This is a genomic window from Paenibacillus contaminans, assembly GCF_003285015.1.
GTDB lineage: Bacteria > Bacillota > Bacilli > Paenibacillales > NBRC-103111 > Paenibacillus_V > Paenibacillus_V contaminans.
Map to the genome: position 1 here is coordinate 1 of NZ_QMFB01000008.1, position 14,438 is coordinate 14,438.

The window sequence follows — 14,438 nt, forward strand, 5'->3', positions numbered from 1 at the left end:
GTTGAGTACCGACGCCAGCTTGTTGCCTAGGGCTTTTTACAGTGTCCACAAATAAGGGTCTTGACCACATCGATCATCCGGGCGTTTTTTGTTGTCTGGGAAATGTGAATATTTTGTACACATTTCTAAAAATAGACGTCTATAACGGGCCATATCGCAACTTTATAATGGGAAACAAGTGAAAGCGCTTCATGGAAATGGTCGCTCTCAGGAGGAGGGAATAATGCAAACGGATATGCAAAGCGTGAATGTACCTGAGGAACGACGTGCTTGGGAAGGCGGCAAAAAGCCGGTCTGGAAATCGATGTACAGGCATCGTTGGTTGTATTTGCTTATGTTTCCCGGTCTGCTCTACTACTTGATCTATCATTATGTGCCGATGGCGGGTCTGGTTATCGCATTCAAAGACTATAACCTGATGGACGGCATTTGGGGCAGTCCGTGGGTCGGACTAGACAATTTCAGGGAAGTATTCAGTTCGCCGGATTTTCCGCAGCTGCTGCGGAACACGTTTATCATCAGCATCTACCGGATTTTATTCAACATGGTTCCGGATGTGATGCTGGCGCTTATTTTGAACGAAATCCGCGTGATGTGGTTCAAGAAGCTCGTACAAACGATTACGTACGGCCCTTACTTTTTGTCGTGGATTATCGTTTACGGGTTGGTGTTCTCGTTTTTTGCGCCCGGCAACGGACTGATCAGCGTCTTCTTCCGCGATATGGGCTGGGGAGACATCGACGTGCTGACGCAATCCGCCGCTTTTAGGCCGATGCTGGTCATCACCGATATTTGGAAAAACACGGGTTACGGTGCCATCATTTACTTGGCTGCAATCGCTTCGATCAACCAGGAGCTGTACGAGGCTGCAGTCGTGGACGGCGCAGGCCGCTGGAGACAGCTGTGGCATATTACGCTGCCGGGCATTCGCGAAGTGTTCGTGCTGCTGCTCATCCTGCGCATCGGTCATATTTTGGATGCCGGCTTCGATCAGGTCTATATTTTCTTGAATGCGAGAGTATATGACGTCGGCGATATTTTGGATACTTGGATATTCAGGCGGGGCATCGAGCAGATGGAGTTCAGCATTCCGGCCACCGTCGGGGTGTTCAAGTCGGTCATCGGATTTATTCTAGTCATCGCCGCCAACAAGATCGCCAAGAAGGTCGGCGGATCGGGCGTATGGTAGCAGCAAGTTAAACTTGAGGAGGACAGTACGATGTCGTTTGCCATACACAAAACGAAAGCGGACCGGGTCGTGGATGCCGTTTTATATGTAAGCATGGCGTTATTTTGTCTCGCGACCTTATTTCCCCTTTACTTTGTGTTCATTATGTCGGTAACCCCTTTTACGGAAGTGATGCGCAACGGCGGCTTCGTCATTTGGCCGGGCAAATTGACCTTTGAAGCCTTCGAAACCATCTTCGGCAGCAAGGTCGTGCCCCGGGCGCTGCAAGTATCGGTGTTCGTCACGATCGTCGGCACTGCGCTAAACTTGCTCATTACGATGTTTCTTGCGTATCCGCTGTCCAAAAAGTCTTTGCCGGGCCGTCACGCGATACTGCTCGCGTTAGTATTTACGATGCTGTTTTCCGGCGGGCTGATTCCGACTTACTTGACGGTACGGGCGACCGGTCTCATGAACACGTTATGGGCGCTCATTATTCCGGGGCTGGTCTCCACGTTTAATGTGCTCATTATGAAAACATATTTTGAAAGCTTGCCGGCGGAGGTTGAAGAAGCCGCCAAGGTGGACGGCTGCGGCGACTTAAGGACCTTGTTCCGGATCGTTATGCCGCTGTCGATGCCGATCATCGCGACTTTGGGGTTATTTTACGGAGTGGGCCATTGGAACGCGTACTTCGGAGGGATTATGTACTTGACGGACAGCTCGCTGTATCCGATCCAGGTCGTGCTAAGGAATATGATTCAATCGCCGAGCGTCAGCCAGGAGTTAGGGGTTTTGCAAACGACGGTGCAGCAGCTGCCTCCGGAAACGATCAAAATGGCAACCGTCGTCGTAGCCGTGGCGCCGATTCTCGCGGTTTATCCGTTCCTGCAAAAATATTTCGTCAAAGGCATGATGATCGGCGCCATCAAGGGCTGAATGCAGCGTATGCGGCCGGCATGAAGCGTTGTACGACCTGCCGAAAGCAACGCAGCGCGTACATTTACACGCTTGAAGGAGGTGAGGGCGCGCACGAAAAGACCGCTGAAGCACGGTAACGATTGGCATAGGTTTTGCGGGTTTATCGGAAGCATATCGCGGAAGCGGTTCTAAACCTGCGATAAACCGGCGTTTATGATGCCGATAGGTGTTCATTCTTGTTTACCTGAGTTACGATAATGAGAGGGAGGTCATCCATATGAAAATGTTTCCTAAAGCAGCCGTTCTGCTCGTCTCCTCCGCCTTACTGGCCAGCGCATGCGGGAAAGCGGAGAACGGAGCATCGCCTTCGCCGTCGTCTGCGAACGGCAACGCTTCTCCAAGCCCGGCTGCTGCCGAGAAGAAGGAAAAGCTGGAATTGAAATGGATGGTGCAAGCGCCGAACGGCGTCTCGCTGCCGTCAGCGGACAAGGATTTCGTCAAAAAGGCGATCGATGAGAAATTCAACGTCGACTTGAAAATCGAGTTTATGCAGGACGGACAAGACTACCGCAATAAATTGAATATGAAAATCAGCTCCGGCGATATTCCGGACATGTTTATCGCCAGCGGGACCGATTCGCTCAAATATGCCCAAGATAAAGTGCTGATCGATATTTCCGGCGTCGTGACGCCGCAAACGATGCCGAATTATTTTAAATATTGGATTGCCGAGGACGTGCTGAAACGATATCAAGTGCTCGACATGAATGTGCGGGCGCCGAAGCCTTTCGCCAAAAAGCAATATTACAGCTACTATGTCCGCAAGGACTGGCTCGACAAGCTCGGCTTAAAAATGCCTGAAACTTACGACGATATGATTACCGTCATGAAAGCGTTCGTCGAGAAGGACCCGGACGGCAACGGCAAGAACGATACGTACGGCATGACGGCCGGAGGCAACGGCGCCAATGTGGTGCGGGATTTCCCGGAATTTTTCAAGAACGGCATTATTGCCGGATTTTACTTGGATAACGGACAATTTATCGACTCCGGAACCGATATTCGGATGGGCCAAGCTCTGGACGATCTGAAAAAATCGATGGATATGAAGCTGTACGATCCGAACTGGTTTTTGAATAAAGGTGACCAAGTGGAAAATGCGATCGTGCAAGGCAAAGTGGGCATTTTCTTGGGCACTACCCGCGAAGCGGCGCTGGACAATTATGCCGTCAGCTATCAGAAGAAAACGAAGGATGTTACGGGCGATCAGAAAGCCGATTGGCAGCCGTTCCACCCTTGGGCCAATTCGGGCGTGTTTACGGAGCCGCTTCCCGGCTATCCGTTTCTGTTCAGCGTGAAGACGCCGGAGGCGAAAGTGAAGCGGTCCACGGAAATTTTGGATTGGCTTTCGGGAGAAGAGGGCTTCCTGCTGACGCATTACGGGTTAGAAGGCGTACATTACAAAAAAAGCGGCAATAAAATCGAGCTGATTCCGGATGCGATCAAGAAGGATATCGCCGATAACGGAAATTTCCTGGATATTTACGGCTTCTTCACGCCGGCGGAACCGCAATCCCTCGGGCTTGAGGTGGTCGATCCGCGGGAGACGGACCGCGACCGCGCGATTCTCGCCAAAATCTCCAGCTATAAATATTTGCCGTCGATCGGCACGAGCGTTTCGGTCAAGGAAGGAATGGATCTCGCCTCGGTGCGCAAGCAAATGAACTTGTACCAATCGAAAATTTTGTTCGAGGAGAAGGATGCGTCGAGCTGGCCGAAATACCGAGAAGAGCTTATGAACAAGTACGGCGGCAAGCAAATTTTCGAATACTATGCGGAGCAAATCACCAAAGCGCATGGCAAGACTTTTACCTTTAAGGCGGACAATTAATTGAAACAAGTTGGAAGGCCCGGTTAGCGCCGGGCTTTTTCGGAATGAGAAAACCGCTTGCTGATTTCTCGCTGGAGCCGCGCTCGGCAGGACATGGCTGTATGGCCGCTGTAAGCGGGCGTTTTCGGACTGCAGGCAAGGGAAGAAAGCCGAACCCGATTCCAATTGGGTTACATCGGACTGCAGCGCATGAAAGCGGGAAGCGAGGCAGCTTGAGCTACAATTATTTAAGCCTGCACAAGGGCGTGCATGTTAAAATGGCTGAGACGCGCGGCATACAGCGCGGATAGAAACGGGGGGAGCAAGGTGGGGCGGATCAAGACCATGTTTACCGGCATCGGCACGAAAGTGTTTCTGATATCCTTCCTGTCGGTTCTATGCGCGCTTTTTATAATCGGCTTTATCGCTTACCGGAATATTTACGTGATGATCAAGGAAAATCAGGTCAAAACGCTGCAAGCCTCCTACATTCAGGTAGAGGAATATTTGAAGGCGTATATGAAAAATATTCAGACCCAGCTGCTTTTTCTCGCCAATGCGGAGATTTATAACAAGCTGTCCGAAGAGGATTATACGCGGACGCTGGAAAATATGATGACGATTAATTCCGAAGAGATTCATTTCTTCTATGTCATCGAGAATGGCAAGCTGCTGGCAAGCGTGCCGTACGGCTTCAAATATTTCGTCTCCCCGGAATGGCTGGCCGAAGTCAGTGAGGAAACCGAGCTAAGCGGATTTTGGTGGAGCAAGCCCCATGATTCCGGACAAGGACAAACGGTTACGGTTGCCAAAAGCTTTCAAAACCCGGTCAGCGGCCAAACGCTCGTTGTTGCTCTGGATATCAATGTCGCGAACCTTGTGAGATCGATGGCTTCGAAGGAGAAGGAGAGCAGCATTTTCCTCTATACCCGGGACGGCGATTTTATTGCTACTAGCAGGGAGCCGAAGCTATACGACGAATTTCAATATTTGGACCGTATGAAGGAGCAGCTGCGTCATCTGACGATAAGCGGCGGCAGCGAATTTGAAACCGTTTCCGCTCCGGAAGGTACCTGGAAAGTGCTCAAACGAGAAAATAACCGGTGGGAATGGGTCGTGTTTGCGGTTATTAACGAATCGGAAGCCTACCCTCTACTGACGATTATAAATCGGCAAATTACTTTGATCATGGTCGTATGGGTGATCATTTCACTTATCATTTCGTATAGGCTGGCCTCCTATATCAAAAATCCGATACATCGCATCACAAGGCAGATGAAGCTTGGAGCGATGGGGAATTTGGATGCCCGCATCGAGCTGCGGCGGAATGATGAATTCGCTTCGATCGCCAACAATTTCAATAAAATGATGAGCAACATCAAGGAGCTTTTTGAAAATTTAAAGCAGGCGGAGAAGCGGAAGAGGTACCAGGAACTGAAGACGCTGCAATCGCAAATTCACCCGCATTTTTTGTACAATACGCTGAGCTCCTTCTATTTGCTGTGCGAAACGGACCGGATCAAGGAGCTCGGCCCGATGATTCATTCCTTGATGGGGCTGCTTCATTATTCGATCGATAAAGTCGGCGATATCGTGTCATTGGAGGAAGAGCTGCGGCAGGTCGGCCATTATGTCGATCTGATGAAGCTGAGATTCGGCGATGTTTTCGATATCGATATCGTCGTGCCGGAACATTCGCTGTTTGTGCCGCTGCCGAAGCTCACCTTGATTACGCTGATCGAGAACAGTATTTTTTACGGGCTTGGCCTGACGGAGCAGCGCAATCACATTATTATCGCCGCAGACATGGCAAACAGCGGGGGAATCACGATCGAGGTTTCCGATACGGGGCCGGGCATCGATCCCGCCAAATTGCAGGATTTACTCACGCAAAGAAGCGAAGGCGGCGGCACGTTCCAAGGCTTGAACAATCTGGGCATCCGCAATATTCATGAACGGATTCAGCTGTATTTTGGCGAGAGCTACGGACTTCATCTCGAGAATGAGCCGGGGCAAGGGCTGCTCGTGCAGATCAGGCTGCCGGTTGCCCTCGGGAAGCCGAGGGATTCCCTGTAAGAGCCCACGCCTGGCATGCGGCGACCGGCAGCTGTCAGGCAGCGAAATGTCTCGAGCTGGGAGCAACGCGCGGCGGTGCGGAAGAAGCGAACTCCATTCATAAATATCGATCGCAATAAAAGACTGAATGATCTTTATCGTTCGGGGGGGAGCAGAATGCAGAAGCTGAAGGTGCTTATCGTGGATGACGAGCAGCTGATCAGAGAGCGTTTTTCCGTAAGAATCCCATGGGATAAGGCGGGGTTTCAATTGATCGGGGCTGCGGTGAACGGCAGGCAGGCGATCGAAATGATGGAGCAGGAGCTGCCGGATCTTCTGCTTACGGATATTACGATGCCCGTGATGGACGGGCTTGCTCTCGCGGAGTATGTGCGCGGCAGGTGGCCGAAGGTGCGTGTCGTGTTTTTGACGGCTTACAGCGAATTCGCCTACGCCCAGAAAGCGATCATGCTCGGAGCGAAAGGATATTTGCTGAAAGCGACGCAATCGAGCGAGCAAATTTTGGAGACATGCCGCACGATAGCCGAGGACATTTCCCGCGAGCTGGAGGCGGAGGAGAAGCTGACGATTCACGAGAAACGAAGATCGGAGGAGGAGTGGGAGGTAAAAAGGCAGCTGATGGAGGACGTCATCGCAGGGGATGCGCTCAACGGCACGACCGACGATCAAATTGCAGCCAACACGCTCCAGCAGCAGATCTTGACGGTGTCGGGCGGTCCGGGCAGCAATTTCGCGCTGTTTTCGCTTGGCTGGGATTGGCATGAAGCGGCGCAAAATAAACGAATAACCGCTGCCGAAATGAACAAGCAGCAGCGGGAAGCCGGCCGGGAGATCGAGAAGCTGCTTGCCGGAGGCGGCGGAGAGAAGGAACCGTTCGGTTTTTGCGTATATCCTTACCGCACGAACAGGCTGCTTGTATTGCTGCATGCTCCTTATTCATATGGGGTCTCGTCGTTTCAGGCGAAGCTTCATTTTTGGTCAAGCCGGTGTCTCGGCGTCTTGAAGGAGATCGTACAGGCCGGCTGCTTCTTATTTGCCGACTCGATCGTCGCTTCGCCGGAGCTGACGCTGCCGATGTTCCGGAGCAGCCAGGAGAAGCTGGCCGCTTATTTCTATAAGCAAACCGCGTTTGTTACCGCTAACGACACGATCGTTTACCAAGACTGGTCCCTGCTGTATCAGGCGGAGCTGGTGGCTCTTGCGGCCAGGGCGTTCCACGGCGGCAATGTCGAGGATTTGAAAAAGGCGGCGACGGAGCTGACGACTATGCGCCAGCCGCCCTTTTCCCCGCTCAAGCTGAAGCATGCGGCAAGAACGATTATGGAAACCGGGCCTTGGACGGATTCCGGCAGGAAGCATTCGCTCTTGTCGAAGCTTCAATGGCTCGAAACATGGTCCGATTACTGCGATTGGTGGCGGGAAGCGATTTTGCAGCTGGAGTCGTCCGGCATCGTCCGGGAGCATATGACCGTGCGCAAAGAAGTTCAGCAAATGTGCCGGATCATCCACGAGCAGTATGACCGGGATTTGCTCATAACGGATCTTGCCGCCGCCGTCGAAATGAACGCCGCCTATGCCGGCCAATTGTTCAAGCAGGAAACCGGCGAATACGTTACCGACTATTTAAACCGCGTGCGGATGAAAAAAGCGAAGGAGCTGCTGGACCAAACCGACATGAAAGTATACGAGGTGTCCCATGCGGTCGGCATATCCGGGTACCGGTACTTTTGCAAATTATTCAAAGAGATTATCGGGTCGACGCCGACCGATTATAAAAATAAAAGCCGATAAACGCGTACCCTCCGGCCTGTAAGGGGCGAGTGGCGGATGGTTGACATTTTATTGGGATTGGTGTAAAAATGAACTTATCCGAATGAATCGCATAAATTCATTGACGAGAACGAGTACGCTAACACCCTTGTTCCCCAGAGAGTCGGCCCCGCGCTGAAAGCCGACGTTCGAGAGTTAGCCGAATATCCTCTCCGAGAAGGAAAGCTGAAGCAAGCGAGTAAGCTGACCCGGGAGCCCGCCGTTACAAGGGACGCGTATGATGGTGCGCAGATCGAGGTGCCGCAGGATCGCTTAAACAGTGATCGTTGCGGAACAAGGGTGGTATCGCGAGAGACAATCTCGTCCCTTACGGGGCGGGATTTTTTTGTATTTATTGACTTGAAGAAAGGGTGTCAAGCATGCAAAAGGTTGATGTCAAAGAGAAAGCAAGAACGCGCGAGCTTCGCGTATTGGAGCAGTGGAAGCGGGACGGTACGTTCAAGAGGTCGATCGACAACCGCGAAGGCAAGCCGAATTTCGTCTTTTACGAAGGGCCGCCGACGGCAAACGGCAAACCGCATATCGGGCATGTGCTCGGCCGCGTCATCAAGGATTTCATCGGGCGTTACAAAACAATGTCCGGCTACCGCGTCGTCCGCAAAGCCGGATGGGATACGCACGGCCTCCCGGTCGAGCTCGGCGTGGAGAAGCAGCTCGGCATCTCGGGCAAGCAGGAGATCGAGAAGTACGGCATCGCCGAGTTCGTCGAGAAGTGCAAAGGCAGCGTATTCGAGTATGAGAAGCAGTGGCGGGAGCTGACCGAAGGGATCGGCTACTGGACGGATATGGATCGTCCGTACGTAACCCTTACGAACGATTATATCGAGAGCGTGTGGCATATTTTATCGGAAATTCACGGCAAGGGCTTGCTGTACAAGGGCCATCGCGTCAGCCCGTATTGTCCGGATTGCCAGACGACGCTCAGCTCGCACGAGGTGGCGCAAGGCTACGAAGACGTGAAGGATTTGAGCGCGACCGTCAAGTTCAGAAGCAAGAGCGGGAACGAAACGTTCCTTGCCTGGACGACGACGCCATGGACGCTGCCGGCGAACGTTGCGCTCGCGATGAACAAAAACATCGATTACGTCAAAGTGAAGCAGGACGGCGAAGTGTACGTCGTAGCCCAAAATCTTGCGGAGAAGCTGTTCAAGGACGGCTATGAAGTTTTATCGACACATAAAGGCGCCGAATTCGTAGGTACGCCGTATGAGCCTCCGTTTAACTATCTTAGCGTAAACAAAGGTTTTGTCGTCGTCGATGCGGACTACGTCAGCGATTCGAGCGGAACCGGTATCGTCCATATCGCCCCTGCGCACGGGGAGGACGACTATCGGACGACCCGCCAGCATGATATCGATTTCGTGAACGTCGTGAATTCGGCCGGACGCTACACGGATCAAATTGCGGAGTTCGCAGGCCGGTTCGTCAAAGATTGCGATGTCGATATCGTCAAAAGCTTGTCGGAGCGCGGTCTCCTCTTTGCGAAGGAACGTTACGAGCACAGCTACCCGTTCTGCTGGCGCTGCAAATCTCCTCTGCTGTATTATGCGATGGAGAGCTGGTTCATCAAGACGACGGCAGTCAAGGAGCAGCTGATTGAGAATAACAGCAAGATCGACTGGTACCCTTCCCATATCCGCGAAGGGCGCTTCGGCAAGTTTCTCGAGGAGCTCGTCGACTGGAACATCAGCCGGAACCGCTACTGGGGCACGCCGCTTAACGTTTGGCTGTGCCGGGACTGCGGCTGCGAATATGCGCCGGGCAGCTTTAAGGCCTTGCAGGAGAAGGCGGCTCAGCCGATCGACGAAAGCCTGGAGCTGCATAAGCCTTACGTCGACGACGTGAAGCTGCGCTGCTCTTGCGGCGGTACGATGGATCGGACGCCGGAGGTCATCGACGTCTGGTTCGACAGCGGCTCGATGCCGTTCGCGCAGTATCATCATCCGTTCGGCGACGAGAAGCTATTCCAGGAGCAATATCCGGCGGATATGATCTGCGAAGGCATCGACCAAACGCGCGGCTGGTTTTTCAGCCTGTTGGCCGTTTCCACGCTGTATAACGGAAAGTCGCCGTATAAAGCCGTTATTTCGACCGGACACGTGCTGGACGAGAACGGGCAGAAAATGTCCAAAAGCAAAGGCAACGTCATCGATCCGTGGGAAATCATCGACGAATTCGGCACGGATGCGTTCCGCTGGGCGCTCCTGGCCGACAGCGCGCCGTGGAACAGCAAGCGGTTCTCGAAGCAGATCGTGGCCGAAGCCAAATCGAAAGTGATCGATACGATCAACAATACGCATGCTTTCTATGCGCTGTATGCGACGATCGACGGGTACAAGCCGGAGGAGCATCCGGCGCAGGCGTCCGAGAACGAGCTGGACCGCTGGATTTTGTCGAGGCTGAACAGCACGCTGCTGCAGGTCCGCAAAGGACTTGAAGCCTACGACTTCCTCAATCCGGCGAAGCAAATGGAAGCGTTCGTCGACGAGCTCAGCAACTGGTATATCCGCCGTTCCCGCGACCGTTTCTGGGGCAGCGAAATGACGCCGGATAAAGTGTCCGCGTACCAAACGCTGCGCGAGGTACTGCTGACCCTTTCCCGGATGATCGCGCCATATGCGCCGCTTATCGCCGAGGATATGTACGGCAACCTCGGCGGCGATGACAGCGTGCATCTTGCGGACTATCCGCAGGCGAACGAGTCGGCGATCGACGCGGCGCTCGAGAACGACATGGAAACGGCGCGGCAAATCGTCGAGCTGGCGCGGAACGTGCGGAACGATACCGGCATCAAGACGCGCCAGCCGCTGTCCGAGCTGCTCGTATCGCTCGACCGCAGCTTTAGCCTGAGCCGGTTCGAGGACATTATCAAAGACGAGATCAACGTCAAAGAGATCCGTCTGGTGCATGGCGACAGCGGGTTCGTCGACTTTAGCCTGAAGCTGAACCTGAAGGTCGCAGGCAAAAAATACGGCAAATTCGTCGGGCCGCTGCAAAACCGGTTGAAGCAGCTTTCCGCAGCCGAAGCGAAAGAGATTGTCGATCGCGGAACGTTCGAGGCGACGGTCGACGGAGAAGCGCTGCAGGTTACGCTTGAGGAGCTGCTTGTCGAGAAGCAGGCGAAGGAAGGCTTTGCATCCGCAGCCGGCTATCAAACTACGGTCGCTTTGAACACGGCGATTACGGTGGAGCTGGAGCAGGAAGGGTTTGTCCGCGAAGTGGTGCGTGCGGTTCAGGATTACCGCAAGAAGCTCGAGCTTCCGATCGAGAAGCGGGTAAACCTGGTTCTCGATGCGGATGAGCGGCTGCAGACGGCACTGGAGCGTTTCGATCACGTGCTTCGCGAGAACGTGCTGCTGACGAGCGTCCGGTTCGGGAAAGAAGCGGGGATGGAATACGTTTCGTTCGGAGACAACTCGATCGGGTTGTTGATCGAGTAGCGATTTCTCTTAGGAGTAAGGCGGGGTGCAGGCGAATTCGCCTGCACCCCGCTGCGTTTTCATAAAGCATCAAGTCTTGCAGGATGGATTGGCCAAGGCGACCGACTGTTATGGAATCCGTGCACCAAGCTGGATCGAGTTCGAATACCTGCGTGTGGACAAGAGGTGGGAAGCGGTGCTGACGAGCGCTAACTGGAAAACATACAGCTATTTTCGCCTGAAAGGCGAAAAAAAGGCATTTAACTGGAAAAACTACAGGTAATTCTCGGCGTTTCTTCGTATTTGGGTAGATTTCGAAATAATTAGCTGTAGGTTTTCCATTAAGATCTACAAATCAAGGAATATTCCGAAAATTAGCTGCATGTTTTCCAGTTAGCGCAGCATTGACCGAGCACTAGCGAAGAAATCTCGCTCCTCATAGATATCTTCACTATTTTTGAGGTGAGATTTCGTCTCAGCAGCTTGTAATGATAGCTAAAATCAATTTAGCAAAATAGAACTCTCCGGAACCATGTATAATAACATTTAAAGACACAGAGAGCAGGTGGGAACCGGATGATCGATTTGTTGATCTTGATGATTGAGCGGGTCGGGATATTGTTGATCGTCGTGTTCCTGCTCTCCCGATTGAGATCGTTCCGCCAAATTATCAATAACGAGCACGGCCTGAAGGAAAAGCTGCTGCTGATCGCCGTATTCGGCATGTTCGGCATTATAAGCAACTATACGGGAATCGAGATCCACTCGGGTGTCATTACATCCGTAGGCTGGCAAACCGAAGTGGATTACGACAACGCAATCGCCAATACGAGAGTATTGGGAGTAGCGCTCGGCGGCATGCTCGGCGGCCCGCTCGTAGGACTCGGCTGCGGGCTGATCGCCGGCGTGCACCGGATGACGCTTGGCGGCTACACGGCATACGCATGCGGCTTCTCTACCATATTGGCCGGACTCGTCACAGGCATGATCGGTATGCATTTGCGCAAAAAAGAAAAAGCGACGCCATGGCGGGCGGTAGCGATCGGCCTTATTATGGAATGCTTCCAGATGGTCATCATCCTTGCGGCCGCCAGACCGTTCGAAGCCGCCTTGGAGCTGGTCAAGCTGATCAGCATTCCGATGATTATGATCAACGGCTTCGGCATGCTGCTGATTATGCTTATTATCCAATCGATTTTGCAGGAGGAGGAGCGGACACGCGCTTTGCAAACGCATAAAGCGCTTTATATCGCCGACCAGACGCTGCCTTTTTTCCGGCAGGGCTTGAATGTCCGCTCCTGCCGGGAAGTGGCGGAGATCATTCTGAAAGGGACGAATGCGGACGCGATTTCGATTACGAACGAGGACCAAGTATTGGCGCATGTCGGCGCGGGCGCCGATCATCATATTCCGCTGCAAAGCATTTCAACCCAATTAACCAAGCATGTTATGGAACAAGGGCGCATATTGATGGCTTCGTCAAGGGATGAAATCCAATGCGATCAGCGCAATTGCCCGCTGCAGGCGGCGATCGTGCTGCCTCTTAAGGTTCACGGCAGGACGGCGGGAACGCTTAAGCTATATTTTACCGATCCGAGCCGGATGAACCGGGTAGAGCAGGAGCTTGCCGAAGGGCTCGGCAAATTGTTTTCCACGCAATTGGAGCTGGCGGACGCCGAGCTGCAGAGCAAGCTGCTGAAGGATGCGGAAATTAAGGCGCTTCAAGCTCAGGTGCATCCTCATTTTTTGTTTAACGCGATCAATACGATTTCCGTCCTGTGCCGCACCGATCCGGAAAAAGCAAGGGAGCTGCTGCTGCGGCTAAGCGTCTTTTTTCGCAGCAATTTGCAGGGCGCCCGTCAAATGCTCATTCCGCTTCACAAGGAGCTGGAGCATGTGGAAGCGTATCTGTCGCTTGAGCAGGCACGTTTTCCCGATAAATTTACGGTAAAGCTGGACATCGATCCGTCACTCGAGCAGGTGCTTATTCCGCCCTTTACGCTGCAGCCGCTTGTGGAGAACGCAATCCGCCATGCTTTTCCCAAACGCGCTTATAAACACGGACAAGTTTCCATCCGGGCGTACCGGGAAAATGACCGCATGGTGCTCATCACCGAGGATAACGGCAAGGGCATACCGGTCGATTTGCTTGGCATACTAGGGAAACAGACGGTCAGCTCGGCGGAAGGCACGGGCACGGCGCTCCATAACATCCATATGCGGATCGGGGAAATTTACGGCGGAGAAGCGGATTTTCGCATCGAAAGCGAGCGGGACGAAGGAACGAAAGTAATCATTATGGTGCCTGTTCATCATAATATGGAGGGGGAACCGTATTTTGAAGGCGTATATAGTAGATGACGAGCCGCTTGCCAGAGATGAGCTGGCCCATATTCTTCGCCGCAGCAAAAAAGTCGAAATTGCGGGGGAAGCCGATTGCATGGAAGATGCGCTTCAAGACATCGTGCGGCTGAAGCCGGAGGTTGTTTTTCTGGACATTCAGCTGGCCGAGGACAGCGGCTTGGATATCGCGCGCCGGCTGCTGGAGCTGGAGCATAGGCCGGAGATCGTGTTCGCAACCGCCTACGACGAGTATGCGCTGAAGGCGTTCGAGCTAAATGCGATGGACTACATTCTTAAGCCTTTCGACGAGAAAAGGATTCATCAAACGGTAGAGAAGCTGCTTCGTATCCAGCAAAATCGCGAAGGGGCTCCTTCACTCAGCTTCGACAAGCCGGCTCCCAAGGAACGGACCGATAAGCTGGCGGTTATGGTCGAAGACCGAATAATGCTCGTGCAGGTCGGCAAAATCATTTATATCAGCTCCATGGAAGGCAAAACGGTCATTGCGACCGACGATCGGAAGTATACCCTGAACGAGACGCTTGTCACCATCGAGCAAAAGCTGCAAAACACGCCGATCGTTCGCGTGCATCGCGCATTTCTCGTTAATCTGGATGCCATTGTCGAGATCGAGCCTTGGTTCCATTCCACTTGCAATCTGGTGATGAAAGACGGCTCCAAGGTACCCGTCAGCCGAACCTACTTGAAGGAGCTGAAGCAGCAAATCGGTTTTTAAAGACGAGGTTTGACCGCCGACGTGTGACCGAGCACCGCGTGCCGCGATGGCAACGCGCGCCGGGAGGCGCACGCG

At 53.1% G+C, this 14,438-nt stretch carries 10 protein-coding genes and 1 other annotated feature; all 10 genes read left to right on the plus strand.

Translation table 11 applies throughout. From position 1 onward, the window contains the following. Nucleotides 1-223 precede the first annotated feature (223 nt). The 10 genes from DQG23_RS15000 to DQG23_RS15040 all read left to right on the plus strand — a co-directional run bounded on the left by DQG23_RS15000 (nt 224) and on the right by DQG23_RS15040 (nt 14,363). The gene (locus DQG23_RS15000; RefSeq protein WP_238177896.1) at nt 224-1,189 is read left to right on the plus strand and encodes an ABC transporter permease; all 966 of its coding nucleotides are present in this window, start codon (nt 224-226) and stop codon (nt 1,187-1,189) included. A 30-nt stretch (nt 1,190-1,219) separates the two neighbouring features. Further along, the gene (locus tag DQG23_RS15005) at nt 1,220-2,107 is read left to right on the plus strand and encodes a carbohydrate ABC transporter permease (protein ID WP_113031679.1); all 888 of its coding nucleotides are present in this window, start codon (nt 1,220-1,222) and stop codon (nt 2,105-2,107) included. Nucleotides 2,108-2,366: 259 nt separating this feature from the next. After that, nucleotides 2,367-3,980 (plus strand): type 2 periplasmic-binding domain-containing protein, encoded by a 1,614-nt coding sequence (locus DQG23_RS15010; protein ID WP_113031680.1) that lies wholly within the window; start codon nt 2,367-2,369, stop codon nt 3,978-3,980. A 44-nt stretch (nt 3,981-4,024) separates the two neighbouring features. Then, the gene (locus tag DQG23_RS42130; RefSeq protein WP_158560518.1) at nt 4,025-4,270 is read left to right on the plus strand and encodes a hypothetical protein; all 246 of its coding nucleotides are present in this window, start codon (nt 4,025-4,027) and stop codon (nt 4,268-4,270) included. Nucleotides 4,271-4,286: 16 nt separating this feature from the next. Further along, on the plus strand, nt 4,287-6,035 hold the full coding sequence (locus DQG23_RS15015; protein WP_158560520.1) for a cache domain-containing sensor histidine kinase: 1,749 nt from the start codon (nt 4,287-4,289) through the stop codon (nt 6,033-6,035). Between the two features lie 156 nt (nt 6,036-6,191). After that, a complete protein-coding gene (locus DQG23_RS15020; RefSeq protein WP_158560522.1) occupies nt 6,192-7,826 on the plus strand; it encodes a response regulator transcription factor in 1,635 nt (544 codons plus the stop codon). A gap of 91 nt (nt 7,827-7,917) precedes the next feature. After that, nucleotides 7,918-8,176 (plus strand) — a binding site (T-box leader). Between the two features lie 48 nt (nt 8,177-8,224). Beyond that, nucleotides 8,225-11,305 carry an isoleucine--tRNA ligase gene (gene ileS, locus DQG23_RS15025; protein ID WP_113031683.1) on the plus strand — a complete coding sequence of 1,027 codons (3,081 nt, stop codon included), beginning with the start codon at nt 8,225-8,227 and terminating at the stop codon, nt 11,303-11,305. Nucleotides 11,306-11,330: 25 nt separating this feature from the next. Beyond that, entirely contained in the window at nt 11,331-11,567 is a 237-nt protein-coding gene (locus tag DQG23_RS15030; RefSeq protein WP_113031684.1) for a hypothetical protein, read from the plus strand. A 293-nt stretch (nt 11,568-11,860) separates the two neighbouring features. Continuing rightward, the gene (locus DQG23_RS15035; RefSeq protein ID WP_113031685.1) at nt 11,861-13,645 is read left to right on the plus strand and encodes a sensor histidine kinase; all 1,785 of its coding nucleotides are present in this window, start codon (nt 11,861-11,863) and stop codon (nt 13,643-13,645) included. After that, entirely contained in the window at nt 13,620-14,363 is a 744-nt protein-coding gene (locus DQG23_RS15040) for a LytR/AlgR family response regulator transcription factor (RefSeq protein ID WP_113031686.1), read from the plus strand. The genes DQG23_RS15035 and DQG23_RS15040 overlap by 26 nt, the downstream gene beginning before the upstream one ends. The last annotated feature ends 75 nt before the right edge of the window (nt 14,364-14,438 follow it).

What these genes read in the sequence shown, in the direction of transcription:
- DQG23_RS15005 (WP_113031679.1), top strand. Translation starts at nt 1,220, where the DNA reads ATGTCGTTTGCCATACACAAAACGAAAGCGGACCGGGTCGTGGATGCC.
- DQG23_RS15000 (WP_238177896.1), top strand. Translation starts at nt 224, where the DNA reads ATGCAAACGGATATGCAAAGCGTGAATGTACCTGAGGAACGACGTGCT.
- DQG23_RS15035 (WP_113031685.1), top strand. Translation starts at nt 11,861, where the DNA reads ATGATCGATTTGTTGATCTTGATGATTGAGCGGGTCGGGATATTGTTG.
- ileS (WP_113031683.1), top strand. Translation starts at nt 8,225, where the DNA reads ATGCAAAAGGTTGATGTCAAAGAGAAAGCAAGAACGCGCGAGCTTCGC.
- DQG23_RS42130 (WP_158560518.1), top strand. Translation starts at nt 4,025, where the DNA reads ATGAGAAAACCGCTTGCTGATTTCTCGCTGGAGCCGCGCTCGGCAGGA.
- DQG23_RS15010 (WP_113031680.1), top strand. Translation starts at nt 2,367, where the DNA reads ATGAAAATGTTTCCTAAAGCAGCCGTTCTGCTCGTCTCCTCCGCCTTA.
- DQG23_RS15020 (WP_158560522.1), top strand. Translation starts at nt 6,192, where the DNA reads ATGCAGAAGCTGAAGGTGCTTATCGTGGATGACGAGCAGCTGATCAGA.